Annotated in this window: 15 protein-coding genes; 11 read left to right on the top strand and 4 right to left on the bottom strand. The window is 56.9% G+C overall.

The window, feature by feature from the left end:
* Positions 1–394 precede the first annotated feature (394 nt).
* The 4 genes from BLW71_RS03335 to BLW71_RS03350 all read left to right on the top strand — a co-directional run bounded on the left by BLW71_RS03335 (position 395) and on the right by BLW71_RS03350 (position 4,493).
* The gene (locus tag BLW71_RS03335; protein WP_091800330.1) at positions 395–1,024 is read left to right on the top strand and encodes a hypothetical protein; all 630 of its coding nucleotides are present in this window, start codon (positions 395–397) and stop codon (positions 1,022–1,024) included.
* A gap of 187 nt (positions 1,025–1,211) precedes the next feature.
* A complete protein-coding gene (locus BLW71_RS41530; protein ID WP_091800333.1) occupies positions 1,212–1,355 on the top strand; it encodes a hypothetical protein in 144 nt (47 codons plus the stop codon).
* A gap of 55 nt (positions 1,356–1,410) precedes the next feature.
* Positions 1,411–2,955, top strand: a complete 1,545-nt coding sequence (locus tag BLW71_RS03345; RefSeq protein ID WP_091793144.1) for a hypothetical protein — start codon at positions 1,411–1,413, stop codon at positions 2,953–2,955.
* A gap of 821 nt (positions 2,956–3,776) precedes the next feature.
* Positions 3,777–4,493: a hypothetical protein gene (locus tag BLW71_RS03350; protein ID WP_143048289.1), complete on the top strand. Its 717-nt coding sequence runs from the start codon at positions 3,777–3,779 to the stop codon at positions 4,491–4,493.
* Between the two features lie 897 nt (positions 4,494–5,390).
* On the opposite strand, the gene BLW71_RS42750 is transcribed toward BLW71_RS03350, so the two are convergent.
* Both BLW71_RS42750 and BLW71_RS03365 read right to left on the bottom strand, forming a co-directional pair.
* Positions 5,391–5,834 carry a cyclic-phosphate processing receiver domain-containing protein gene (locus BLW71_RS42750; RefSeq protein WP_353615882.1) on the bottom strand — a complete coding sequence of 148 codons (444 nt, stop codon included), beginning with the start codon at positions 5,832–5,834 and terminating at the stop codon, positions 5,391–5,393.
* The gene (locus BLW71_RS03365) at positions 5,794–6,861 is read right to left on the bottom strand and encodes a helix-turn-helix transcriptional regulator (protein WP_091793150.1); all 1,068 of its coding nucleotides are present in this window, start codon (positions 6,859–6,861) and stop codon (positions 5,794–5,796) included. The genes BLW71_RS42750 and BLW71_RS03365 overlap by 41 nt, the downstream gene beginning before the upstream one ends.
* 332 nt (positions 6,862–7,193) lie before the next feature.
* On the opposite strand from BLW71_RS03365, the gene xseA reads away from it, so the two are divergent.
* Positions 7,194–8,924: an exodeoxyribonuclease VII large subunit gene (xseA, locus tag BLW71_RS03370; RefSeq protein WP_286161923.1), complete on the top strand. Its 1,731-nt coding sequence runs from the start codon at positions 7,194–7,196 to the stop codon at positions 8,922–8,924.
* 13 nt (positions 8,925–8,937) lie between these two features.
* Positions 8,938–9,201 (top strand): exodeoxyribonuclease VII small subunit, encoded by a 264-nt coding sequence (gene xseB, locus BLW71_RS03375; protein ID WP_091793153.1) that lies wholly within the window; start codon positions 8,938–8,940, stop codon positions 9,199–9,201.
* A 264-nt stretch (positions 9,202–9,465) separates the two neighbouring features.
* On the opposite strand, the gene BLW71_RS03380 is transcribed toward xseB, so the two are convergent.
* Positions 9,466–11,205, bottom strand: a complete 1,740-nt coding sequence (locus tag BLW71_RS03380) for an ATP-binding protein (RefSeq protein ID WP_091793155.1) — start codon at positions 11,203–11,205, stop codon at positions 9,466–9,468.
* Between the two features lie 2 nt (positions 11,206–11,207).
* On the bottom strand, positions 11,208–12,476 hold the full coding sequence (locus BLW71_RS03385; RefSeq protein WP_218157112.1) for an SIR2 family protein: 1,269 nt from the start codon (positions 12,474–12,476) through the stop codon (positions 11,208–11,210).
* A gap of 437 nt (positions 12,477–12,913) precedes the next feature.
* Here BLW71_RS03385 and BLW71_RS03390 point away from each other — a divergent pair, with 437 nt between their 5' ends.
* The 5 genes from BLW71_RS03390 to BLW71_RS03410 all read left to right on the top strand — a co-directional run bounded on the left by BLW71_RS03390 (position 12,914) and on the right by BLW71_RS03410 (position 24,898).
* Complete coding sequence (locus BLW71_RS03390) at positions 12,914–14,752, top strand: type I restriction-modification system subunit M (protein ID WP_091793159.1); 1,839 nt, start codon at positions 12,914–12,916, stop codon at positions 14,750–14,752.
* Positions 14,749–16,035, top strand: coding sequence for a restriction endonuclease subunit S (locus tag BLW71_RS41535; RefSeq protein WP_091793161.1), 1,287 nt, complete (start codon positions 14,749–14,751; stop codon positions 16,033–16,035). Before BLW71_RS03390 ends, BLW71_RS41535 begins: the two co-directional genes overlap by 4 nt.
* Positions 16,032–17,897, top strand: a complete 1,866-nt coding sequence (locus tag BLW71_RS03400; protein WP_091793163.1) for a DUF262 domain-containing protein — start codon at positions 16,032–16,034, stop codon at positions 17,895–17,897. The genes BLW71_RS41535 and BLW71_RS03400 overlap by 4 nt, the downstream gene beginning before the upstream one ends.
* Complete coding sequence (locus tag BLW71_RS03405) at positions 17,894–21,004, top strand: type I restriction endonuclease subunit R (RefSeq protein ID WP_091793165.1); 3,111 nt, start codon at positions 17,894–17,896, stop codon at positions 21,002–21,004. Before BLW71_RS03400 ends, BLW71_RS03405 begins: the two co-directional genes overlap by 4 nt.
* A 117-nt stretch (positions 21,005–21,121) precedes the next feature.
* The gene (locus BLW71_RS03410; RefSeq protein WP_091793167.1) at positions 21,122–24,898 is read left to right on the top strand and encodes a hypothetical protein; all 3,777 of its coding nucleotides are present in this window, start codon (positions 21,122–21,124) and stop codon (positions 24,896–24,898) included.
* Positions 24,899–24,924 lie beyond the last annotated feature (26 nt).

The raw sequence follows: 24,924 nt of genomic DNA on the forward strand, positions 1-24,924 counted from the left end.
CAGCAGGCTGGTCTCACATATAGCTAAATCCGTTTTAGATTTCACGCTCTAAAATTTTAACGAGCGTATTGTCGATTCCAGATAACTACTCCTGGGTTTGCCGACGTACCCATAGCGGTCGGAAACAAAAATGTACGCCGCGCCGTCCGTCTGCTCGTTCCGTCAACGAGCACGTGTTCGGTGTCGTCAGGCCGGGCGTCTGCAAGTGATGCACTGACCGATGCTGAGCGTGCTCCCGTCTCGTCTCCCGGTGACGCACATATTCGAGGGAACGCGTGCCCACGCGGCCGCCGCCGCGTTGGTCGCAGGATGCGCCACCGGCGCACTCCGTGTCATCAACCGCTTTATCACGCGTGCCTATACCGTGTATCCATCACTCTCGTGGAGACATGAAATGCACGCAAAAAAACGAAATGGCCGCTTCTCGCTGTACCGCTCGCAGTACGTTCGCAAGGGCGCCATGGGCAACTCGCATGGCTATGCCGCGCAGGAATTTGTCGGCAGTTTGCCCGCCGAAGCTCTCGATATTCCTGTCGAACTGTTCGGGAAGCTTTCGCCGGAGGAGCGTGAGTATGTTGAAAACAAGGTCGTGCTGCCGGCACGGCGGGCCGTGGAGCAATCGCGCCGCGTGGCCGAGGAGGAGCGCCGCGCACAGGAATTTCGCGAACGTGACCCGCGATGGCGCGTTGACGATGCGCTGCGCTTGCTTGCAGAAGTAGCAAAATTGGCTTCTCAAGGGGACACCCGTGTCGAAGCCGGCAAGGTCAAGGTTCTGCGTGACGCACTTGAGGGTTTGGCGACAACGGCAAAGCTGCAACCGGACCCGCTCGACGCGGTCCGTGCTGCTGTCGTATCTGCAACTACCGCAGTGAAGGCGGGTCATTACGGTACTGCGCCTGCTGGCAATGTGCGCGACACGAATGTTTATAAGCGCTGGCGCAGCATCGGTGAAGCGGTGGATTCAGGGAAAGACAGCCTGCTCAAGGCGCTGCAGGAAAAAGGGTGGGCCAGGGTGCGAGGTTGACGGAGAGCAACGGGCGCCCGTTTTGGTTTTCAGTGCAGGACCAAGCCGCGGCAACGGCGAAACCGGCCACCGGCGGTCGGCTACTGGGGACCAACTCGACACGAAAACTTCGTCGCCAAACTTCCACTGGCCGTTAAACAGGACAATACCTAGCATGAGAACTCCTTTCAAAGACACGGAGCTCACCATGACGGCACAGACTAAGCAGCAACGAGACCAACGTTCGGACGCCCTGAACGGTAATAAGGGTACGAGCGGAACTAACCCAACCAATGCGAAGGTGCACGGCAACAAGGGGAAGCAGTTGAACCCGAACCAGAAAAACAAGTAAGCTCCATCGCCCCGCGGCAGCGGGGTGTTTTTCGTCAATTCCACCAGTCCCTACAATGAGTGTTGTTGGCTTTCCCACCCAGGGCGAAGTACTGCAGTTCGCCTTTGACGCATTTGGTGTCTTGCCTCGAAAACACGAGCGAGACGAGAGCTTTGACGAGACAAGAAAAAAATCGACACAAACGGCGCTGACGCGCCTGGCTGCGGAAGTCGGTCAACTCGACCCGAATCTCGGTAAATTGCTCATCACGTTCAGCTACCTCCTCGCAGGCGTACTCCCGCCGCGCGCGTTCTTTGCCTTCGGAGACGTATTTTTTGACCTGTTCGATACCTATCGGCACGTACTGAAAACCGAGGGCACCTACGTGCCGAAAGCGGAAACTGTCGAACACCTCATGCTGACGGCGGTCGCCACGAGACTTCCTGTCTCAATCGCCAAGCACCTCCAACGATACGATGTTACCGCGGACGGCCTGCTCGTCCCGAACGATTCGTTCTGGTATCTGCCCCTTCACGATGGACAGAAATGGCGATGGCCTCTCGAACGCGTCATGCGCTGGGCTTACGAACTGGCCGGAACCTCGATTCAGCGTTTCCATTGCCCCGACGACTCAGATTTAGAGCTTTTGAATAAGAATCTCGATAGCGCAAAGAAGTGGCTCGCCGAACAGAACCCCCCGTCTTGGACGTCACTCCAAAAAAACTTCGACGATTCGTTCAAGGCGCTCGAAACATCCCGAGCGAAGCAGGGACTGCCTGTCCTTACCGAAAGGGAGATGTCGAGCGTACGGACCGCCCTGTTCTTAGCTAGGGCGGCGACCCACATCTCAACGCTTGTCCAGAAGCAATTTGGAGACGAGACGTTGCGCAAGTTTTGCGAGCGTATCCGATTGGCCGGGGCGCCCCTCGCTCAAGACACAAAAGACATCCGGACATATGTGGAACAGCTTATCGCCCGCGAGAAGATTCCTGAACAAGGTTGGCCGGCAGTCTGGTTCGATGTGGTGTCCGATTACTGGGACCAGCTTGCGGATAGACAGATTGCCATTGTCCGCGCGCTCCACGACGGTCAAATCAATAGTCAAGAAGCTGTCGCAGCCGGCCGGGAGTTCGGACATTTTGCTGGCTTCCAATTTGAACACTTCGAGTTCTTTTCTCCCGAGCGGACGTTCCCGGACGGCTTCGTAGAGCTTCTGATGGCAGGTCTCGATTTGCAGAAATCCCAAGACCTTGACTTGGCGAAGATTGAGGCCCATCGGATTCAGCTCGAGGCTAGAGGGCTTACAACGACCCTCCCGTGGTTAACGCCATGGCTTCTAGGCACGTACCACTATCGCCGAGGGAACTACGAAGAGGCCTATCCATTCATAAAGGAAGGCTTCGACATGGCAAAATACTGCGCCGGAGCCCATCAGTACCTCCTCGTCAACAAGTACATCGAGCTATCCGCGAAGAACGATAAGTGGAAGGACTTCACACGCGGCGTTCACTGGGCGGGGTATCCTGGTATCGAAGTCCGATGGTTGCGCAAAGAAGAGCCCACGAGGCGAAAATTGGAGTTCTTGTACGAAATCATGAAGAGGGCAAGATACGGAGACTGATGCCCGGTGCAAGGGCGGTCGACTGCAGCTCTCTTTCTAGAAACAACTTCGGCGAGACGACGAAAAACATGCTCAGACTTACCTGCTACGTCGGAATCTCGCGGGAGAAGTCCTTGCTCTGAAGGCAACGGCGGTCGCGCTAAACGGGATAGTCTGGCCTGAAGGCTAATCATTCATTTTGTCGCGATGAAGTCGAGCATGCGGCGCGCAACATCGTGCTCAGTGGTCGGGGCGGCGAAGTCGGCAAGGTTGACAGTATGCCGGCATACGCGAACGGATTCGAAAGTCGAGGTTGTTTGCCATGCTGCATCGGACGCAGGATATTTCGAGTTCGTCCAAATCTTACGATGCCAATTCGTACCTTGGAGCGGCGTTGTAGTTGCGTGGAAGATGTATACGAGAAGGAGGCTCTCGGCAGCGTCTGCAGGAATGGGCGCGTGAAAGGTCGAAGCGGAGCAGCTGGACTACGCTGAGACGAAGGCCGAGACAGCCACCAGAGCGGCTGTGAGTGCAAGATGGGCTTGTGAAGCCGTGGCCCCTCCAGTCGCTGTGTGCCAACCGGTCTATCTATACGGTTTTTTCGCTATTGGCGCTTTCATTAGGCTATATCGGGCATTACGATAGGGGTTTTTGTCTCAGCGTAAGCGATGACCCTTGAGCAGATTCGTCAACTTCTGGCCGACCAACGGCCGGACCTCACTCACAAGACCGACCGGACCGACGGTTGTGAAACTTGGTATTGGCCGCACCCAGACGGTAGAGGTGAGAGGCGCGTTCTGCGCGTCAAGCCGCTCGCAAGCAGTGCACAGGTCAGATGGCCCGTGACGAACGCGCCCACCAGCCGTTTCATCGGAACGAAAGAACAGCTTCTCTCAGGACTCGATGCCGAAGTCGCGAAAGCGAAAGAGGACTTCTCGTCAAAGACTGCATCGCATAGCAGGCTAGTGCCAGCGCAAAGTTGCCTTGCAATGGACAACCGCAAAGGAACCACGGCGACGAAGCATCAGCCAGCGCCTCCGCCAGTATGGCTAAGAGGGAAAGCTTGTGAGCCGTACGTGTTTGAGACGCGAAACCTCGGCGTAGACACCAGCTCGACGCTTCTGTACCTCTTCCAGTCCTTCGACGCTGACGGCGTGCCGTGGGCCAAGTACGTTGGAAAAGCCACAAACTCGGACCGGCCCTGGCGACACTATCGCGGCAAGCTCGACAGATATCTGGACGGCAGGCCAGATGTATACCGTAGCGTGCACCACGGACTATGCCTTGCGAGCAGTAAGGGCCATCGGATTGTCGCGACGCTTGTGTGCAATGCGCCAGCCAAGGACGTACTGGTCTGGGAGGCGTGGCTTATCAAGCTGATTGGCTCGTACGGGCCGGGCGCGCACCAGCTCAATGACGACCAAGGGATTGGCACGGCCGGGACGTCGGCACCGGAGGCGGTTCTCCGGGCGCTGCCTTTGCTCGAATTCAAGAACCCGGTTGAGTCGCATGAGCATCTCGACTGGCGAGTCACGTGCGGTCGCCGTACCCCCCTTTGAGTTAGTTAGGCGTCGCCAGTGCATCGTTTCATGTCCCCACGCGTACCGCTGACTGTCGCGACGAGCGCCTTCCTCTGTTGTCTAGCGCCGTCAGTCAATTTCGAGTCATCACTCCGGTAGATATATATAAATGCACCGTTCTACACGCTTCCGTCACGTCGCCTCATGGCACGTAACAGCACGTGCTGGCCTCAACCGCTCTCGCGTGTCCCGGAAAACCGTTTCTTTGGGGACCAGAAAACCGTGAAACTACTTGACCTCGATGAACTCGCTGCGCTGCTTGGACGCAGCCCCGAAACCATTAAGAAGGTCCTTCGCCGCAATCCCGCGGCAGTGCCGCCACGTCTATACATTCCTGGTACCCGACTGCTGCGGTGGCGTGAGTGCGATGTGGAAGCATGGCTTGCTGAGCATGTCGCTGGAGGTGCCCGATGAACCATGAAGTCCACGTGCACGTATCACGGTTGGTCGAGGATGTTCATTGTGAATGCGCAGCTGACGCGGCGTGTGACGCCGGCAATCGTTGCTTGCAGCACCGTCAGCTTTTGCCTATCAAAGCGGAGGCGCAACGTGGCAATGTTTGACCCTGCTGCACGACGGATTTGTCTGCGTCATCGGGCTTCGGATGGTAGACAGTGGACATTTGCGGGCGCCTTTGGGTTGTTCCCGATTGTTTGCTCTATGCGATGTAGGGCTGAGTCGACGCCCTCGCCGGCGCTGGTCGCAATCAGTTGTCCATCGAATTGACGCAGCCAGTTAAGCGCCCGGGTGTACGTCACCTGATTATCCATGTGTCGCGTCTATCCGTCTCAGACTGCGTAAGAAGGCCATTTGCCGAAGTCGCTCCGTTGCAAGGCTGGTTTCTGACCAGCCAAGGTGGTCGTCCTGAATTCAGTCTCATCGCGGCCGATGCCGTAGATACGAATGCAACAGCCCCGTGATGTTCGCCTTTCCGACCGGATTGGCACTGTGCACGGAGAAAATAAAGTCGTTGGGAATGAAGTGACCGTCGGCGTCTAGGTCCATTTCTATTAGTCGCTTGACCACTATCATCGCTATATCGTCGCCTCCAAGGTCGTGGTCGAAAGATATCTCGCGCGGACATCCGCGAGTTTCTAGCAGGGTGATTGCTTCTGCGGACGTGCGAGCTATCACCCACGACGTCGACACGGGGGTGCGGAGGTCATCAATGAACAATCGGTAACTGGCGTTCGTCATTTCGGCTAATGCCTGCGTGCATGAGTTCGTTCGGTCGCCAAGGCCGGGGAGGGAGCGTCGGCAGCAGGAAAGCAACTTCTGGTTATCCGTTTGGCAAACGATACCGTTTCGCGAGCCTGGCATAGTCCTCCGCAAACTCTTCGCGAAGCGACTTCGGCGCCAGGATTTCCACGTCGGGTCCAATCGAGCGGAGCCACCACCGCAGCTTGAGGCTCGGCACCACCGTACCCGACACCTTCATGCGCCCATCGGCCAGCGTCTCGATTTCCTGGTCCCGAGCCATCGGCGTCTCTTTCAAGTGGTTTCCGGCGTTCCCGTCGAAGGCCAATTCGAGCCGTGCGGGCTCTTCCGGAAGGAAATCGAACGCTTGTTCCGCTTCAATATAGGTGCGTAGCTTGAAGTCCTGCGGGTAGGCGAAAGTCTTTCCCGATTCGGTCGCGGAGCCAATCCGGTCGAGCCGGTAAAGCGTGCGGAGCCATCCGGGTTTTCCCTTTTCGGGCTGCGGTGCGTGAGCCGGGTCCTGCGCCACCATGTACATGATGCCACCCGACTCGACGAGCGCCAGCGGCCACAGTGGCTTTACCTTCGGCTCTTCCGCCCTGTTTCCCTTGTAAGCAGGACCGTATTGCACAAGCAGCTCCCGCTCGAAGAACGTTGCGGTCACAACAGTCTGGAAGACTTCCGGGCGCAGCTTCGGCCGAATCAGCGCGAATGCTCCATCGACCGAGTCTACCTTGTCGGCCCAGGACCGATAGAGCAGGCTGTCTGCCTTCTCCTGCGAAAGCCGGGCCTCTGCCGCCTTGAACAACGGCTCGATGTCTTTTATCACTGCATCCGGCAATTTGTTTCCGGCGAAGCGCTGCAGGATGTGGAAAGCCACCGCCGCGGATGCGCTCATTAACCCCACGCCTTCCTGGAGTCCATGCAGCCACGGTTTGCGTTGCCAGAGCAGTTCGCGACCGCTTACCGTCGAGATGACCCGCGCGTCATTCTCGAGCGAGGCGCGGTGTCGCTGGACCTTTTTCGTGTACCCGACGCGGCGACCTCTAGCCTCGAAGCGGCGACGAGCCTCCGGTGTGGATATCCGCGAAACGGCGTCGCGCTCGGTAGGCAGAACACGCAGAATTGCTTCATCAAGACTGGAGGGCATCGTAACAGTGTTGAATAATGGGCATCAATGCGCATACTCGACGAGAAGGAAATCGCCGTCTTTTGCCCGGAGTGTCGGGTGCCGGAAGGGGATTTGGCAGCAGCGTTGGGGCTGCTTGAGCAAGAGGATGCGAGCGTGGCTGGGGCTGAACCGGAAAGGACGAAGGAGTCAGAGCCCCAGTCGTGACACGTGAAGTACCGTATTTCGGTCGAGGGGAACAGATTCTGTCTCTCAGCATCTAGTCTCGCGGAATGGCGGCACGAACGCGGTAAGATTGAGGATTGAGCTGGCACGTATTTCGACGAAACCTATAGAGCATCGTCTGTAATCTTGTGACAACATATCTAGACGTTCCTTTCAAAGAGAAAGATGAAGCCAAGGCGCTTGGCGCCAGATGGGATGCGGGTGCTCGCAAGTGGTATGTACCCGAGGGTACGGAAGTTGCGGCGTTCAGTGCCTGGTTGCCTGCGTCATTGAGGTCTGCAAGTCTTGTTTCCGTCTTTTCGTCTGAGCTGACGCCTGCCGTCGAGGTTGCTGGTCGGGAGGTCGCGTTTCCGAAGAAGGGCGTCACGCTTTCACAGCTACTCGCCGGCGTCGCACAAGCGGTTGCTCAGGCATTCAAGTCCGGCGTCTGGACCATCGTGGAAGTTGTTGAGGCCCGAACCAAAAACGGCCACGTCTATCTTGAGCTTTCTGAGCGCACGCCTGAGGGCAGTGTATTAGCATCAGCCAGAGCGACCATCTGGGCCAATGTCGCCAACAAAATTCTCCCTGAGTTCGAACGAGCCACAGGTGCCAGCATCGCTTCCGGCATTAAACTTCTGGTTAGGGCAAAGCCGGTCTTTAAGCCGCAGTACGGCTTCAGTATCGAGATTGATGCCATCGACCCAGAGTACACGCTGGGCGACCTCGAGGCCAGAAAAAGGGAAATTCGAACGCGCCTTCAGCAAGAAGGAATTTTCGACGCCAACAAAAAGCTGCCAGTGCCGTGGGATTTCAACGCTGTTCTTGTCGTTGCTCCGAAGGGGGCTGCTGGGCTGGGTGACTTCCAGGCCGAAGCCAATCGCCTTGAGCACTTCGGCATCTGTCGGTTTGTCTACGCCTTTAGTCGCTTCCAGGGCGAAGGGGCCGCTCTGGAAATACGCGCTGCACTTCTAGATGCTCTGAAGAGCTGGAACGACCCTGATAATCCACGTCCTGATGCTGTGGCTATCATCCGGGGCGGGGGAGCCGTCAATGACCTGGCTTGGCTGAACGATTATGAGTTGGCCAAGTGCATCTGCAGTCTGAAAATTCCTGTCGTGACCGGGGTGGGCCATGAGCGTGACAGCACTATTCTCGATGAGGTGGCAAATATCCGGTTCGACACGCCCAGTAAGGTAGCTGCGGGCATAGAGCAGGTTATCAAAAAACGAGTTGACGAAGCCAAAGCAAATTTCGAACTGTTGGCTACGCAGGTAACAAGAGTTGCAAACGCCACAAAAGGTCTGCTCGATAAGGACTTCACAGCCATGCAGGCCGGTGCTTTAAAGCAGATTGCCACTGCGAGACAGACCGCGTCCGAATTGATGGGTGAGCTTCAACTCGAGGCAACCATGACGGTGCATAACGCAAAACACGATGCCAGAAAACTGGTGATGGATGTTCGGCATGACGCCCATCAGTTGCTGGCGATGGCAAAGCGCGAGGTGCCAGGCATGTTCTCCGAAATAAGAGCGGAGGCCAGCAATGTTGTGAGAACGGCGCGAGCACTCGCGACGACCCGGCTTGAGGCAATTCATGACCGTACATCGTTGGATGTTCGTAGAAGCCGGGAATCGGTTGAGCAAGGCCTGCAGGATGTCTCGCTGTCGGCACGACAAATAGTTGTTGGCGCGCTAACGGCCGCGACGGCGCTTTTTCGTGAAGTGGCTGGGCAGGGACCTGAGAAAACGTTGGGGCGCGGTTTTGCAATTGTGCGAGGTGAGCAGGGTAAGCCTGTTACGTCTGCAACCGATGCAAAATCAGGTGATGGGCTGGAAATCGAGTTCAGGAACGGGCGTGTAGCCGTCAAGGTCAAATAAGGATTGCGAACAGATGAGTGAGAAATCTTTCAAGCAAGCGTACGGGGTGCTGCAAAAGCACGCCGAAACTCTGCGTAATCAACAGGAGCCAAACATCGACGACCTGCTGACTATCGTTACGGAGTCGGTTGCCGCATATAAGGTCTGCAAGGAGCGCATTGATGCGGTCGAGATGGCTCTCGAGCAAGCGCTTAGTGGAGCAGGGGTCGGTAGTGCAGAACCGGTCGCGATGCAGGCAAGAGCCTCGGCACCAAGTGATGATGACATCCCGTTCTAGACGCTGGCCCGGCGGCAACGATGAACCGTGCCGAACTCGTTGAATCCGTAAGTTTCCCATGGAAGGGGAGCCGATGCACGTCGGTGGCCGACGCTATCGAGAGACGCTGCGGCCATCGACATGTTGTCGCAGACACGAATTTGACCCACACGCCGAAATTCGGTCGGACTCAGTTTCCAGCACTTCCGTTGACGCTTCGTAGCCGCGCGGCGCGAAAATCGGCGCCGAACCGCGGCGAAGTGCCGTGTCAATTTCGTTGACCCGTTACCAAGCGTTTTGAAACTGGCCGCCGTCCGACTTTGGTTTTGCGGTAGGTGGAGCTACCTGAATCGTGATTGGGATTGGGAAGTCGACACCGATAAGCACTGCCTCTCCCTGTTTCAGGCTAGGCAAGAACGCAGACGACGACTTGTCAATTTCACCGCACGCACGTTCCACAACCTCCCGGTCACGGTCGTTAGTTAGCCGATGAACAATGAGCGTGCCCATCTGGCTAAGGACTCCCTCGGTAATATCGCGTGGCCGCTGCGTCGCAAGGCAGATATTCAACCCATACTTTCGCCCCTCTTTTGCGACAAGCTCGAAAGCATCAAGCTTTGCAGCGAAATCGTCAGAACCGACCCTCTTTCCAAGAAAATTGTGAGCCTCGTCGACGAAAGCAACAGCCGGTTTCCGGTAGAAAGCGCCGCTGCGAGCAAGGCCGAGAATCTGACGGCCAATGGCGTTCGCGACGACCTCGCGCGCGTAAAATTCAAAGCCGACATCACTTAAATCGATGCGCAAGAGGCGTGACGGCCCCCTAAGAAACGACTCAATCTCGTCGAGCACCGATGACGTCGCGCGTTTTCTATTGAAGACACATGACAGGGACGGTGAACCTAACACGGCACGAATTCGCGTGGTTAAAGGAATGCAAAACGAGAACTCGCCACTTTCTCCGCCCCACCTAGTCGGGTCCTTCACGCCGGGCCCCCTGCCGAAGGCTTCTGGATAGACGCATTCCTGTTCCAATTGTTCGGGCAGGAGGCGCACGTCGAACGGCTGTCGCGGGTCATCCAGTTTTTCAGCGTTTGCGCCAGCCGAGAGCGCGGTGCCATAGCTAGCCTTTGCTTGACCAATTTTCTCGATAAAGCCCTTGGGGAACATCCGAGGCTCGAGCTTGGCAAGCCGAAGACTACGAATCGCCTCTTTGAGCTTAGGTCCCTGTACTTTCCCTGACGGCTCGAATAGCGCAAGGAAGTCTGACTCCGTGAAATTCTCCGCCGGCAGCCACACGGGGGATGAACCAACGCTTGTTATTCGCGGACTGCCTAGGTGGATGTGAGCGGCGTTTGCATCTGCTATATCTCGATATTCGCCCGTAGCGTCCAGAAGAATGACTTTCGAGTCGTATCGCAGACACTCTTCGAGTAGGCGTGCGGTCGTCCAACTCTTTCCTCCACCAGTCGCACCAAGAACCGCACAGTGTCGTCCGAACAGCACTTCCGGAGTGACGCGGACGGGATGCTCACCATCCGAGGTCGAGGTGCCCAACTCCAGAAGCACGCGGCTCTGAACGCCAGGATTTCTGCTGGTCAGTTCCGGCAATAGCGATATGAATTCTCCTGGAGCCGAGTATGCCCGGTCTCCCAGTCGAGGGTATGCGTCGACGCCAGATTCGACCCGAAGGTCGTGAGGACGTATCGAACCAAGTAGTTGGATGTGTCCGACGGCGTCCAAGCCGCGTGCCCCCGAGTAGTCCTGGGTCACCTCGCTGCGGTCACGCTCCGGAAGACGGACTTCCATGACCCTACCCAACAGAATCCTTTGTTGCCCCTCAATGAGTACGAGTTCTCCGACCTCGCCTCGGCCGTAACGCGACGCTCCGAAGTAAGCTCCGCTCGTATCACCCGCGTTGCTGAGGTTTAGCTTAACACCTTGTGCCGAGACGGAAACTACAACGCCTAGGTGCAGGTTCGGCCAAAGCAGCCCGGTTGAACATAGTTGGTCGTACGCCCTAGTCATACTCAGCCTCGAACTCGTCGTACAGCGTTAGCCATCTGTTCGGCCGGCGTGAGCGCTTTCAGGTCGGGAATGAGTCCCGCAAAATCTTGGAACGAGGCATTGATGAAGTAGACGGGCAGACCCTTCTTGGCGAGGTCGGACAGCTCGTGCCAATAGTTTTCGCGCATGTAGTCGCTGTCGGTGTGGTCAACCGCGCAAAAGTCAGCGACGAATACTTTCAGACTGGGGTTACTCTTGATGGCTGAGACGAGCGGTTCAGATAGATGGTCATCGTTGAATCCGAAACCAGAAATTACGACGCAGGTGTTTGGCTTCCTCAGGCTGTCGAGGAATCTTGACAGAAGTTCGAGATGAGGCTGGACGAAGGCCTGCTGGTACTTGCCCTTGGTCGGATAAATTAAGCACGCATGCGCCGGGTCGGGCGCAGGCTTTTCATGCACGTCACCCTTTGAATCTCGTTCCCAACTGACCGAGCCATGCAGCTTAGCAAGATGAATCACACCTTCTAGAAATTCCTGTGATTCGTCACTGCGTCGGACAAAGTCGTATTGAAAATAGCTAGGGTCAAATCTTCGATGACGTCCGTAAGAGAACCCATCAACAACCATCATTCCTAGATTCGACGCTGCCACTTCGAAACAGAGGTCGTAGTTGGTTGTGAAAATTTTTAGACGCGCATCTCTAGTTCTTCTGCGAGCAATTTTTTGCAGGAAAACTTCGTGACCACTCAGATTCGCCTTTTCGACAAACTCCGAACACATCCCTAGTATAGTGGCCTTGCAGCGCACTATAAAATTGCTAACCTGCTCGTCATCGTAAATGCTGAGGTAGGCGTCACAGCGCGATAAGAAATGCTCAATGTTCGCGTTGTCAAAAGCAAAACCCACCTTTTCGCAGATAGCATTGGCTTCCGCGGTCAGTTCAACTTGTTGGCCGCTTTGCTTGCACATAGTTGCAACCCACAGGTCGCCCATGCTGGGGCCATTTACACCCCCCTTGAGGGAGGTGCCACTTCCGGCGAGGACAATGGGATTGGGCATCTGCAGTCCGCTCGTCAATGCATCGGCGAGCTGTGTTCGGTTTTTGCTCAGAGCTTCCTGTTCCTCGGCGCTCAGAGCTCCTCCTGCTTCGATACGACACGACTTCAGCGCTCGCTCGTCCAGTGGCAGCCACCGTTCGGAGCCCGGCTTACGGAATGCGAGCATTCCAGGCTCAATCCTGCCCGGCTTTTTAACCGATGCGTCGCCGGATGCGTTTTCGACGATATCCACAACTGCCCCCAGAATAGTTTTGTAACAGCGGATTCTGCCGGCAATTCTACCTGTAGGCGGCAAAGCGAGGCTGCATACGTACCGGCCGCATTGAGGGTACATCGCGCCGTCCTACGACGAGGCCACGAAAGTATCGTGTCCCTGAAGCTGGCCCGAGGCGGAATGGTCGCGGACGGCGGGCTTGGTCTTGACTAAACACTACTTCCCCCAGAAACACAGTACCTGCGGCGCGTTGAATATCCAAATGGCGCCGGCTGCACACTTATACCCGCGCGCAGGGACGTTTTCGCGGAGGGTGAATATCTGCCTTCAATTTACCAGGTCGAGATGTAAAATCTCCGACGTTCTGTGCCGATAGTTACGGCAACGCCAAAAGCACCGTCCCCGTCGGGCGGCCGGCATACAAGCAACTTGCAGCGGGTATAGGCTCCGAAAAAATGAACCAGCAAGCCCTCTCATCCTTCATCTGGTCCGTAGCTGACTTGCTACGTGGGGATTACAAGCAGTCGGAGTACGGACGCGTCATCCTGCCGTTCACCGTGCTGCGCCGTCTCGATTGCGTACTGGAGCCGACCAAGGCGGTGGTACTTGCTGAATTTGATGCCAAGACCAAAGCCGGGCTGAATCCGGACCCCTTCCTCACCCGAAAAGCCGGGCAGTCGTTCTACAACACATCACCGCTTGACCTCGTCAAGCTGCTCGGCGACCAGGACCATATCCGGCAGAACCTTTACGCATATATCCAAGCGTTTTCCCCTGCCGCACGCGACATTTTCGAGCGCTTCGATTTCTACACGCAGGTGGAGCGACTGGCGAAGGCCAATCTGCTTTACCTGGTCACTGAGAAATTCGCGAATATCGACCTGCATCCGTCCGCCGTCGACAACGCCCAGATGGGGTTGGTGTTCGAGGAGCTCATTCGTAAATTTGCGGAAATCTCGAACGAGACCGCCGGGGAGCACTTCACCCCGCGGGAGGTTATCCGCCTGATGGTCAACCTGTTGTTCATTGAGGACGACGATGTCCTGGCTCCCGGCAACGCCGTGGTGCGGACCATCTATGACCCGACAGCCGGTACGGGCGGAATGCTGTCAGTGGCGGGCGAGTATCTGCTTGAACACAATCCGGCCGCGCGGCTCACCATGTTCGGACAGGAGCTGAATGACGAGTCGTACGCCATCTGTAAGGCGGACATGCTCATCAAAGGGCAGGATGTCGCCAATATTATCGTCGGCAACACGCTCTCGGACGACGGTCATGGTGGCCGGAAATTTGACTACATGCTGTCCAATCCACCGTTTGGCGTCGAATGGAAGAAGGTCGAGAAAGCTGTTCGCAAGGAGCATGAGGAAAAGGGCTTCGATGGCCGCTTCGGGCCAGGTCTTCCGCGCGTGTCCGACGGCTCGATGCTTTTTCTGATGCACCTGCTTTCAAAGATGCGTCCGGCGCAGGATGGTGGCAGTCGCTTCGGCATCGTGCTGAACGGTTCACCGCTCTTCACTGGCGGAGCCGGGTCGGGCGAATCCGAAATCCGCCGCTACGTGTTGGAGAACGACCTACTGGAAGCAATCATTGGGCTGCCGACCGACATGTTTTACAACACAGGCATCGCGACCTACGTGTGGATTCTGTCGAATAAAAAACCGCAGAATCGAAAGGGTCGCGTGCAGCTTATCGACGCGTCTAGCTTTTGGCAAAAGATGCGCAAGAGCTTGGGCAGCAAGCGAAAGGAGATGTCGGACGAGCAGATTGCGACGGTCACCCGGCTCTTCGGAGATTTCGTAGAGGCCGAACTGGCAACCGTGTTCGACGCCGACGGCAAAGAGCTCTCCCGCTGGGTCGCGCCTGCAGGCGGGCATGTTCCGGAAGTGCCAACGGGCGGAAAGGTGAAATCGGTACCGATTTCGCGGATATTCAAGAACGAAGACTTCGGCTACACCGCCATTACTGTTGAGCGGCCGCTGCGCGACGACGGTGGGAACGTCATGCTCGGCATGAAGGGTAAGCAGAAAGGCAAGCCGCAACCGGACAGCGCGTTACGTGATACCGAGAATGTGCCGCTCTCCGAGGACATCGCTACCTACTTCGAAAGGGAAGTTCTGCCACACGCGCCGGACGCCTGGATTGATGAAGAGAAGAGCAAGGTCGGCTACGAAATTTCGTTCAACCGCCACTTCTACGTATTCGAGCCGCCGCGCGACCTGCACACGATTGATGAGGAACTGAAGACGGTGTCGGCCAACATCATGAAGATGCTTGAGGAGCTGGCGGAATGAGCGTGTCGACTTATCCGCAATACACGAACAGTGGGGTCGAATGGCTTGGCGAGGTACCGTCGCATTGGAGTATCTCGCCATTCAAGCGCCTTGTAGACATTCAAAACGGAGCAGACCACAAAGCCGTTGAACAGGCAGAGGGGTTTCCAGTCATCGGTTCCGGAGGTCCGTTTGCCTTTGCATCAGACTATCTGTATGACGGCGAAGCCGTACTGCTTGGTCGCAAAGGGACAATTGACAAACCACTATATGTCACGGGCAAGTTTTGGACCGTCGACACGATGTACTGGTCAAAAATCCAACCCGGTGCCTGCGGGAAATTTGCTTACTATACCGCGCTCACAATTCCATTCAACTACTACTCAACGAACACTGCGCTCCCAAGCATGACGAAGAGCGCGCTCAACGCCCATTTGATTGCGTGCCCACCACTGGAGGAACAAACCGATATCGCCGCCTTCCTCGAACGCGAGACTGGCAAGATTGATGCACTGATTGCTGGGCAGGAACAACTTCTCACCCTGCTGGCAGAAAAGCGCCAATCCACCATAGCGCGCGCCGTGACTCGTGGCCTCAACCCCGATGCGCCCACGAAGGAGACCGGCGTGGCGTGGCTTGGGGAAGTGCCGGCACATTGGGAAATTCGGCGTGTGAAGTCAGTCAGCGTCTTCACAACTAGCGGACCGCGTGGTTGGTCGGAGCGCATCAGCAACGAAGGAAGTATTTTCGTCCAAAGCGGTGACCTAAATGATGTCTTGGGCGTTGAATTCGCGAGTACAAAACGCGTAAGTGTCGGCCTTGACGCCGAGGCCGAGCGAACTCGGCTGGCCGATGGTGATGTTGTCGTTTGCATTACTGGGGCGAAGACTGGAAACGTTGCGGTATGCGCACGCGTTCCAGAACCTGCGTATGTGAATCAGCATTTGTGTCTTATACGCCCAAGCCCCGAAGTGCTGCCATTATTTCTGGGGACGTCGCTAAAAAGTGCGATTGGCCAAACGCAATTTGAACTATCGCAATACGGGCTGAAGCAAGGTTTAAGTTTGGAGAATGTGCGGGAAGCATTGATTGTTCTTCCACCACGAACCGAACAAACATGCATCGTCGATTTTCTTGATGCGGAAACCGCGAAGCTTGACAAGCTCAAAGTCGAGGCCCAACGCGCCATCGAACTGCTCAAGGAGCACCGTAACGCCCTGATTGCCGCCGCCGTCACCGGCAAAATCGACGTGCGCGGTGCAGTGGCATCGTCTGCCAACAAAGGTGAGGAACTCGCCGCATGAAGACCATCGATGGCAAAGCCCGCACAGTCAGCGAGGTTCTCAAGGGCAAGCGCTACGGCATCGACTACTATCAGCGCGAATATCGGTGGCAGCGCAAGCAGGCCAAGGAACTCATTGATGACCTGACCGGCCAGTTCCTGCAGTCGCACCGCGCTGGCAATGCACGTGGCGCGGTCGCGCAGTACGGCAACTATTTTCTAGGCTCAATCATCCTTAGTGAACGGGACGGGCAACTGTTCATTGTGGATGGTCAGCAACGCCTGACTACGCTAACTCTGCTGCTTTTGCTGCTACACCGCCGTCAAGGCGAGCGTCCGGACCGCGTGCACCTGGAAGACCTGATTTACTCGGAGCGCTTCGGCGAACGCGCATTCAACATCGCAGTTGAAGACCGCCGTGCCATCATGATGGCGCTGTTCAATGGCGAGGTTCCCGACACCAGCGAGGCGTCAGAGTCGGTGCAGACCATCGTCGCGCGCTACGCCGACCTAGAGGAACTGTTCGACGAACTCGGCGAAGACCTCGATGACGAAGCATTGCCCTACTTCTGCGACTGGCTGAGCGAGAAGGTGTACCTCATCGAGATTCGTGCCGCCTCCGACGAGGATGCATATACTATTTTCGAGACGATGAATGACCGGGGCCTGTCGCTCTCGCCGCTGGACATGCTTAAGGGCTATTTGCTGGCCAACATAAGCGATGTTAGCCAGCGCAACGAGGCGGCGAGGCTTTGGCGCGAACGGGTGGAGGCGCTCCGTAAGCTCGGGAAAGACGAGGACACAGACGCAGTGAAAGCTTGGCTGCGTGCCTGCTATGCAAACAGCGTGCGCGAACGCAAGAGTGGGGCAGAGAATAAGGACTTCGAGCGCATCGGTACCGAGTTTCATCGCTGGGTGGGCGAGCATGCCGAGGCGCTCGGGCTGCACAACAGCGCGGACTATGTCCGCTTCCTGTGCGAAGACTTCGTTTTCTACACGCGCCAGTACGAACGCATCCGCAAGGCCTCGCTCAAGCCCGAGGAGGGCTTGGAGCCTGTGTACCACGTCGCCTGCTTCAACTTTAGCCTGCAGTACCCGTTGCTATTGGCGCCGCTGCGCGTGACCGATTCGCCTGAGATGGTGATACGCAAGGTGCGCGCCGTGGCCACCTTCCTAGACATCCTGCTCGCGCGCCGTGCGGTGAACTACCTGAGCATGACTTATGGGGCTATGTCGTACGCTGTGTTCCTCATCCTGCGCGACATTCGCGGCAAAGGTCTGGGTGAATTGGTGAGTGTCCTTCTGGCAAGGCTCGAAGAACAGGGGTGCGACTTCGACGGTACTAGCGACCGCAAGCGTAACGGCTTCGCCGGGTTCGGGCTCAACCAATGGTCGATGCGTTATATCAAAGTGCTGCTTGCGCGCATGACAGCCTTCCTGGAGGCGGCCTCTGGCGTACGCAGCCAGACAAGCGATTTCTTGGTAGAGGGTCGTGGCCGCTTCGAAATCGAGCATATATGGGCGGACCATCCCGAACGTCACGCTGACGAGTGTGCCTCGCCGGCGGAGTTCGCCGAATGGCGCAACCGATTCGGTGGCCTTCTGCTGCTGCCCAAGACCTTCAATGCCAGCTACAGCGACCTGCCATACGCCGAGAAGCGGCAACACTACGTGAGTCAGAACCTGCTGGCCCGCTCGCTGCACGAGCAATGCTACGAGCGACATCCGGGGTTCTTGGCTTATATCCGGGAGCACAGTCTGCTTTTCGAGGCCTTGCCCCAGTTCCGCAAGGAGGAGATGGAGGCTCGCCAGCGGCTCTATCGCCAGTTGGCAGACCGGGTCTGGGACCCACAGCAACTAACGCGTGAAGCACGGGGGGCCTGATGTCGCTGCACCAGGAAGTCCACTTCGAGGGCGAAATCTGCGCTCACTTAGCAGCCCACGGGTGGCTCTATGCCGAAGGCGATGCGGCGCAGTACGACCGGAGCAACGCGCTTTTCCTGCCCGACCTGCTGGCATGGATTGAGACCACCCAGCCCGACACTTGGCAGCGCCTGACCAAGACCCATGGTACGGCCGTGTGCGAGCGGGTGGCCGAGCGGGTCCGCAAGAGCATGAACGAGCGTGGCACGCTCGACGTGTTGCGGCGTGGCGTCGAAATGCTTGGGCTGGTAAAGCCTCTGTCGCTGGTGCAGTTCAAACCGGCGCTTGCCATCAATCCTGTCATCCAGCAGCACTATGCGGCCAACCGTCTTCGCGTGGTCCGGCAGGTACGTCATTCGCCGAACAATCCGCAGGACGCAGTGGACCTAGTGTTGTTCGTTAACGGCATCCCCGTCGCAACGGCGGAGCTGAAGTCTGATTTCACCCAGAGTGTTCAGGATGCGGTGAATCAATACCGCTTCGACCGCAATCCGCATCCGAAGGGCGGGCTCGTTGAACCGTTGTTGAGTTTTCCCGGTGGTGCGCTGGTGCATTTCGCGGTGAGCCAGGGCGAAGTTATGATGTGCACGCGGCTTGCGGGCCTGTCCACAGTCTTTCTGCCGTTCAACCGGGGCAATCAGGGTGCGGCCGGTAACGTGCCGAATCCCGATGGCTTCGCCACGGCCTACCTGTGGGAAGAGGTTTGGGCGCGCGATAGCTGGCTCGAGATTCTGGGCCGGTATCTCATCGGCAAACGTGATGACAAGAAGCAGCCCAAGAATGTTATCTTCCCGCGCTATCACCAACTCGACGTCACCCGCGAGCTGGTGGCGGACGTACTGACCCAGGGTTCCGGCCAGCGCTACCTGATTCAGCACTCGGCCGGGTCAGGCAAGACCAACTCGATTGCCTGGACCGCGCACTTTCTCGCGGACCTCCATAATGACGAACACAAAAAGATGTTCGACAGCGTCCTGGTGGTGTCGGACCGCAACGTGCTGGATGCGCAGTTACGGGAAGCCATCTTCGATTTCGAGCGCACCACCGGCGTGGTCGCAACCATCACGAACGAACATGGCAGCAAGAGCGCACAGTTGTCGCAGGCGCTGAAGGACGGCAAGAAAATCATCGTCTGCACCATCCAGACCTTCCCGTTTGCCTTGCAGGCAGTGCAAGAACTTGCGGCAACGGAAGGCAAACGCTTTGCGGTCATTGCCGACGAGGCGCACAGTTCACAGACCGGTGAGGCAGCGGCCAAGCTCAAACAGTTGCTGTCGGCCGAGGAATGGGCGGAGTTGCAGGACGGCGGCGAAATCGACACCGAAGTGCTGCTTGCCGCGCAGATGGGCGCACGCACCGGCCGCGAAGGGCTGACTTACGTGGCATTTACCGCGACGCCCAAGCAGAAGACGCTGGAGCTGTTCGGTCGCCCCGGTGCTGACGGTCTGCCGCAGCCGTTCCATGTTTACGGCATGCGCCAGGCCATCGAAGAGGGTTTCATCCTCGACGTGCTGAAAAACTACACCACCTACAAGCTCGCGTTCCGGCTTGCCAACAACGGCCAGGAATACGACGAGAAGGAGGTTGAACGCAGTGCGGCGATGAAAGGCATCATGCAATGGGTCCGCCTGCATCCGTACAACATCTCGCAGAAGGTGCGCATCGTCGTCGAGCACTACCGCGAAAACGTGCAGCCACTGCTTGAGGGCAAGGCGAAGGCAATGGTCGTCGTCGGCAGTCGCAAAGAGGCCGTGCGCTGGCAAAAGGCGATTCGCGCGTACATCGAAAAGCAGAACTACCCGCTTGGGGTACTGGTGGCGTTCTCCGGGGAAATCGACGACGCGGAGAGCTTTCCGACGCCCGTTACGGAAACCAGTAAGGAACTGAATCCGGGCCTGAAGGGGCGTGATATCCGCGACGCATTTGCCGAGCCGAACTATCACCTGCTGCTGGTGGCCAACAAATTTCAGACCGGTTTCGACCAGCCCTTGCTGTGCGGAATGTACGTGGACAAGATGCTCGGGGGTATCCAGGCGGTGCAAACGCTGTCTCGTCTGAACCGCGCCCACCCCGGCAAGGATACGACCTACATCCTCGATTTTGTCAACGATGCCGCCGAGGTTCTGAAGGCGTTCAAGACCTACCACGAGACCGCCCAGCTCGAAGCCACCACCGACCCAAACCACGTCTTCGACCTGCGCGCCAAGCTTGACGCCAGCGGCCACTATGACGACTTTGAGGTCGACCGCGTGGCAAAGGTTGAGATGGGCCCGCAGGGGACGCAGGCGCAACTGAGCGCAGCGATTGCGCCCGTCGCAGACAGGCTCCTCAAACGGTACAAGGCTGCGCAGCAAGACAAGATAACGGCGGAAGCGCAGCATGACCACAAGGCTGCACAGACCGCCAAAGACACGCTGGACGCGCTGGTGCTATTCAAGAACGACATGGGCGCGTTCACGCGTCTCTATGCGTTCCTGTCGCAAATCTTCGACTACGGCAACACGGATATTGAAAAGCGCTTTCTGTTCTACAAGCGCCTGCTCCCATTGCTGGAATTCGGCCGCGAACGCGATACGGTCGACCTGTCGAAGGTCGTGTTGACGCACCACAACCTGAAAAACATCGGCCGGCAAACATTGAGCCTCGGTCAGGGTGAAACTCCGAAGTTGCCGCCAATGGACGCCGTCGGTAGTGGAGCCGTGCAGGAAAAGGAAAAAGCGCTATTGGAACAAATAATCCAGAAAGTTAACGGTCTGTTCGAGGGTGAACTGTCGGACGGCGACCAACTCGTCTATGTCAACGGCGTGCTGAAGGGAAAACTGCTGGAAAATGACACGCTCATGCAGCAAGCGATGAGTAACAGCAAGGAGCAATTTGCCAACTCTCCCGACCTTCGGCAAGCGCTTGTACATGCAATCATGGACGCGTTCGAGGCACATAGCGCAATGAGTACGCAGGCACTTGGTTCGGTGCGCGTGCAGGAAGGCCTGACAGAAATTCTCTTGGGACCTGCTCAGCTTTATGAGGCTTTACGTGCGCGCTCAGAAGGTACGCCAGCGGTACCTTGAATCGCAAACGGGGGGCGCTCTGGACCTTGTAGCCCCGGCGGAGGAGCCGCGGCCATTGTTCTTCAGACGACATCTCATCATTATTCATCTAGCTGACAGTGGGTATAAGAAAACCAAATGCATATCTTTGAGATTAGTTCGGAGCAAGTCGGCCGCCTGACCGATGGACAACTTACGAGCCTGCTCAACCGGCTTCTAATTCTTGAAGCAGAGGCTCATGCAATCCCTGTCAACAATATCGAAGTAGGTTTGAACATACGCACAGGAGATGGCGGCGTTGACGCGTCCATCCGATGGGAGGGCGAGCTACCAATGACTCGCTTTCTCCCGGCGGCGCATGTCGTGTTTCAGTGCAAGGCGGAAGCGATGGGACCCGCAAAATGTGCGGCCGAACTCGTGACGACGAGTGGCACGTTGAAACCGTTAGTGGCTGCGTCGCTTGCAGACGGTGCGCTATATGTCTTATTCACGACTGACACAGCTAACGAGAGGCAGAAGAGAGACCGTATTGCGGCCATGCGAGCGAAGTTGGTGGAACTCGGGCATCCGAATGCGCCGACGGCTCGCTTGTTCGTCTGGAGTTCGGAGGACATAGCGAGATGGGCAAACGCTTACCTGCCAGCTATCGTATACGTGCAGGCCGTTACCGGATTCACTTTGCTCCCGGGCTTAAAGACATGGACCGAATGGAATTCGACCGTAGCCCGGCAATGGCCGTATCATTCAACACGTACCTCCGACGATTTCATTGGAGCGCTTCGAAGGACGCTTGCTGTACCTCGAAATGCAATTCGGCTGAACGGCCTGCCCGGCTTGGGGAAGACACGGCTGGCGCTAGAGGCCCTCGGACCGTACGACGACGGGCCGGGATTGGCGCCGAAGATTGTCTACTATGACGCGGAATACGCGCAGACGGAATTGACGAAGCACGTGTTCGAGTGGGTCAGGCATGGGCGGTCAGGTATCTTGGTAGTCGACAATTGCCGTCCTGACATTCACCGAACGCTCCAGAACGAGATTTTGGCGCCGACTTCAAAGCTCAGCATGCTGACAATCTTCTCAAACCCGTCTGAGGAATTGAGAGATACCACGCAGCTAATCCTGAGGCCGTGTTCCGAACCTGAGCTTGCCGAGGTCGCCAAGGCGCACACAGCAGGAATGCAGGATTCCGATGCGAACAAGATTGCCCACCTGTCAGGTGGCTTCATATTTTTTGTCTATCTGCTCTGTGACGCATATTCCAAGCGCCAAGGCCTCGATGATGTGCTCGTTAGGCCAGACGAGTTGCTAAGGTTTCTGTGGGGAGTGGAGGGTGCCCCGAATGACGAAGCATTACGGGCTATCGAGGCGTGCTCCATATTTGAGAGCGTGGATTTCCATGATGGCGAGACCGGCGAGGCAGCGTCAGTCGTCGAGATATCGAAGGTAGAAGCCGATGGGTTTTATCGATATGTTCAAGGCTTTGTTCAGCGCGGTATTATCGAGCAGACGGGCCGGTTCATTCGCGTAAGGCCTCATCCACTCGCGTTGCGATTGTGCCGAAACTGGTGGCAGGGCGTATTACCCAAAAGAGCGCTAGAGATATTTAACGCCATTCCGGAGACGATGGTCGATGCTCTTTGCGAGCGACTTCGCATGCTGAACACGCTGCCCGAGGCGAGGGAGGTCACCGCAAAGCTTTGCGAAGCAGCAGCCCCTTTTGGGCAAGCGGAAGTGCTCTATAGCGTCCGGGGCGCTCGCATTTTCCGCGCATTGGCCGAAGTCAACCCCGAGAGTGCTTGCCGTAGCCTCCATGACATCATAGAGGCATCCTCGCTCGAAATGTTGCGAGAGGACCGTGCCCCGCGCCGCGAATGGGTCTGGGCACTCACCAAACTCATTTTCCATCGAGAAACTTATTCGCTCGCGGCGGATACCTTACTAAGGCTCGCGCTCGCCGAAAACGAAAGCTTCTCGAATAATGCGACCGGAACTCTTGTGCAAACTTTTCAGGTCGCTTTGCCGGGAACGGAGGCGACGCTGGAAGAGCGCGCGATTCTTCTGGAGGAGCTCTTCGCATCGGACGAGCCTTTGACTATAGAGCTCGCGCTATCTGCTGCGGACCGCGCCTTGCGCGGCGAATACCTGACTCGAACGGGTGGGGCGGAAGACCAGGGCAGCGGTCCACCTTTAGTTGATTACGAACCCACATCGTTTGACGAAGTTTGCAGCTACTGGCGACGTGTGCTCGCCAGTATCTCAGCATCGGTTGCGAATGGCCGCTGCACTAAAGAGCTGGCACTCCCTGTCTTTGCTAGTCACATACGAGGTTTCGTTCGAGCTGGCTCGGATGGCCTGGCAGGGGCGATTATTAGTATGGTGAAGGACTGGGGCGTTCGCCCTTGGGAGGCGGGAATTGACTCCGTACGAGACGCGTTGCGGTATGACGTTGCAGAAGCAGAGGCTGCCCGCATTGCCATGCTTAACTCATGGATAGCAGACCTGGTACCTGCTAACAATGACATTCCCGGGCAGCTACTGCTGTACGTTAGCCATCCCGCATGGTCAGACGTTACTTCAGAGCTTACGGACACGACGGAGAATCAAACGGGCCCCACGCAACGCAAAGTCCGTGAACTGGCCGAACTGTGTGCGAGCGACTTTGCCAATTGGATGCCATATCTCGACGGTCTCTTCCACGGCGAGCAGCGACTCGGTTTTGCGTTTGGAACGTATTTGGCTCCCATATTGGCAAAGTGTGAGCGCAATGCATTCCTAGAGTTTGTGCTGCGAATACTGAAGGAGGCAAACGACACCACGACAAATATTAGCTTGCTCTGTGGGTTTGCGCAGGCGACCTCAGATGTGGACCGTTCGTGGACGGAATGGATGGTGGAGCAGTTCCTTTCAGACCATGACATTCAGCGGTACGCGGTGGATATCCTCAGTAGCGTATCGCCGAACTTAAATACCCTGATGAGGCTGGTCCGGTTGGTTAAGGATGGTGAGGTAGATGCATCCTCATTGCAGCGACTCGCTTTTGGCCGTTCATTGCAACATCTATCGGCAAGTGATATATCGCAGTTGATAGTCGCACTCGGCGGTTTGAGTGACGAAGCCGCATGGGTGGCCTTGGAAATTGGCTACATGTCGTTCTTCGGGCGGGTAGAAACCATGTGGCCAGGGCTTCGTGAGGCCATGCGAACGCTTCTCCTAAGCGGGCACCTGAAGCTTGCCAAAGAGCGCCGAAGCCGTGACATCCACACGTGGGAACAAACCGTGTTGAAACTACTGGAGGACAACGACGAGGAGTTCGCTCTCTTTCTGTCCCGGCAACTTGTGTCCTCGGCGGCTGAGGGAGTATCCGCATTCGATTTGCCCGAAGTCGTGGCAACTACTTTACTGCGTTCTCATGCAGAAACGGCATGGCCTGTTTTCGCATCCGCGTTACTCGGGGAAGACGCGATGCAGGCATGGAACCTGAGCAGGTTTCTTGGTCGCGGAATGCGGGGCAGTGCAACAGACGAGGCGTTTCCGCTCGCCAGTCTTGATGAAGGCGTCCTGGAGAACTGGCTTCGCGAGAATGCCGGCGCCGCTGAAAGGGCGGCTCGAATGGTTCGTCTCGTCGAGGCGAACGGCGATGCGCTTCAATGGACGAGGTTCGGTCGTCTTTTTATAGAGGAGTTCGGCCGGAACGCCGAAGTACTCGCTTCGGTTACCAGCAACCTGATGTCAGGTGTTTCATGGGGGCCGAGGACCCCATTTTGGCAAAACCTTATCGCGATACTTGATGAGTTCGACAACTATCGATTGAAGCCGGTGAGACATTGGGTGAAATCCTTCAAAGCGTCGTTGGTTGCCAATATTGCGGCCGAACAACGCGAAGCGGATGCCCGCTCAGTTGGTCGTTGGTGAGAAACCGGGAAGGGCATTGCGCTCGA

This window comes from Burkholderia sp. WP9 (genome assembly GCF_900104795.1).
GTDB lineage: Bacteria > Pseudomonadota > Gammaproteobacteria > Burkholderiales > Burkholderiaceae > Paraburkholderia.

Excerpts from the sequence above, each read along its gene's own strand:
- BLW71_RS03335 (WP_091800330.1), top strand. The coding sequence starts at position 395 with ATGCACGCAAAAAAACGAAATGGCCGCTTCTCGCTGTACCGCTCGCAG.
- BLW71_RS41530 (WP_091800333.1), top strand. The coding sequence starts at position 1,212 with ATGACGGCACAGACTAAGCAGCAACGAGACCAACGTTCGGACGCCCTG.
- BLW71_RS03345 (WP_091793144.1), top strand. The coding sequence starts at position 1,411 with ATGAGTGTTGTTGGCTTTCCCACCCAGGGCGAAGTACTGCAGTTCGCC.
- BLW71_RS42750 (WP_353615882.1), bottom strand. The coding sequence starts at position 5,834 with ATGCCAGGCTCGCGAAACGGTATCGTTTGCCAAACGGATAACCAGAAG.
- BLW71_RS03365 (WP_091793150.1), bottom strand. The coding sequence starts at position 6,861 with ATGCCCTCCAGTCTTGATGAAGCAATTCTGCGTGTTCTGCCTACCGAG.
- xseB (WP_091793153.1), top strand. The coding sequence starts at position 8,938 with ATGAGTGAGAAATCTTTCAAGCAAGCGTACGGGGTGCTGCAAAAGCAC.
- BLW71_RS03380 (WP_091793155.1), bottom strand. The coding sequence starts at position 11,205 with ATGACTAGGGCGTACGACCAACTATGTTCAACCGGGCTGCTTTGGCCG.
- BLW71_RS03390 (WP_091793159.1), top strand. The coding sequence starts at position 12,914 with ATGAACCAGCAAGCCCTCTCATCCTTCATCTGGTCCGTAGCTGACTTG.
- BLW71_RS41535 (WP_091793161.1), top strand. The coding sequence starts at position 14,749 with ATGAGCGTGTCGACTTATCCGCAATACACGAACAGTGGGGTCGAATGG.
- BLW71_RS03400 (WP_091793163.1), top strand. The coding sequence starts at position 16,032 with ATGAAGACCATCGATGGCAAAGCCCGCACAGTCAGCGAGGTTCTCAAG.
- BLW71_RS03410 (WP_091793167.1), top strand. The coding sequence starts at position 21,122 with ATGCATATCTTTGAGATTAGTTCGGAGCAAGTCGGCCGCCTGACCGAT.